The sequence below is a fragment of the Enterobacteriaceae endosymbiont of Donacia clavipes genome, from assembly GCF_012570365.1.
Classification (GTDB): Bacteria; Pseudomonadota; Gammaproteobacteria; order Enterobacterales; family Enterobacteriaceae.
This window is the reverse complement of the sequence record NZ_CP046208.1, coordinates 753-2,049: the sequence shown is the minus strand read 5'-3', so window position 1 is coordinate 2,049 and position 1,297 is coordinate 753. Positions and strand designations below refer to the sequence as shown.

The following is a 1,297-nucleotide window of genomic DNA, read 5'->3' as shown; positions in this document are numbered from 1 at the left end:
GTGGGCACTCTTTTTTTAGAGTGTATTTATAGTAAAGGAGGTGATCCAACCACAGGTTCCCCTACGGTTACCTTGTTACGACTTCACCCCAGTTATGAATCACAAAGTGGTAAGCGCCCTCCAAATAATGGTTAAGCAACTTACTTCTTTTACAACCCACTTCCATGGTGTGACGGGCGGTGTGTACAAGGCCCGGGAACGTATTCACCGTAGCGTTCTGATCTACGATTACTAGCGATTCCGACTTCATAGAGTCGAGTTGCAGACTCCAATCCGAACTAAGATATATTTTATGAGATCCGCTTACTCTTACGAGGCTGCTTCTCTTTGTATATACCATTGTAGCACGTGTGTAGCCCTGGTCGTAAGGGCCATGATGACTTGACGTCGTCCTCACCTTCCTCCGGTTTATCACCGGCAGTTTCCTTTGAGTTCCCAGCTAAACTGATGGCAACAAAGGACAAGGGTTGCGCTCGTTGCGGGACTTAACCCAACATTTCACAACACGAGCTGACGACAGCCATGCAGCACCTGTCTCATGGTTCCCGAAGGCACTTAAATATCTCTATTAAATTCCATGGATGTCAAGACCAGGTAAGGTTTTTCGCGTTGCATCGAATTAAACCACATGCTCCACCGCTTGTGCGGGCCCCCGTCAATTCATTTGAGTTTTAACCTTGCGGTCGTACTCCCCAGGCGGTCGACTTAACGCGTTAGCTACGAAAGTTATAAGTCAAGCTTACAACCTTCAAGTCGACATCGTTTACAGCATGGACTACCAGGGTATCTAATCCTGTTTGCTCCCCATGCTTTCGCACCTGAGCGTCAGTATTCGTCCAGGGGGTCGCCTTCGCCACTGGTATTCCTCCAGATATCTACGCATTTCACCGCTACACCTGGAATTCTACCCCCCTCTACGAAACTCAAGTTAATTAGTTTCAAATGCAGTTCCTAAGTTAAGCTTAGGGATTTCACATCTGACTTAATTAACCGCCTACGTGCTCTTTACGCCCAGTAATTCCGATTAACGCTAGCACCCTCCGTATTACCGCGGCTGCTGGCACGGAGTTAGCCGGTGCTTCTTTTACAAGTAACGTCAAAAATAAAATATATTAGATTTTATCTTTTCTTTCTTGTTGAAAGTACTTTACAACCCGAAGGCCTTCTTCATACACGCGGCATAGCTGCATCAGGCTTTCGCCCATTGTGCAATATTCCCCACTGCTGCCTCCCGTAGGAGTCTGGACCGTATCTCAGTTCCAGTGTGGCTGATCATCCTCTCAGACCAGCTAGGGAT

At 47.3% G+C, this 1,297-nt stretch carries 1 rRNA gene (running past one end of the window); it reads right to left on the bottom strand.

Annotation, left to right across the window (positions count from 1 at the left end):
* Nucleotides 1-133: 133 nt before the first annotated feature.
* Nucleotides 134-1,297: ribosomal RNA gene (locus GJT92_RS02260) — 16S ribosomal RNA — on the bottom strand; it runs 752 nt beyond the window's last position.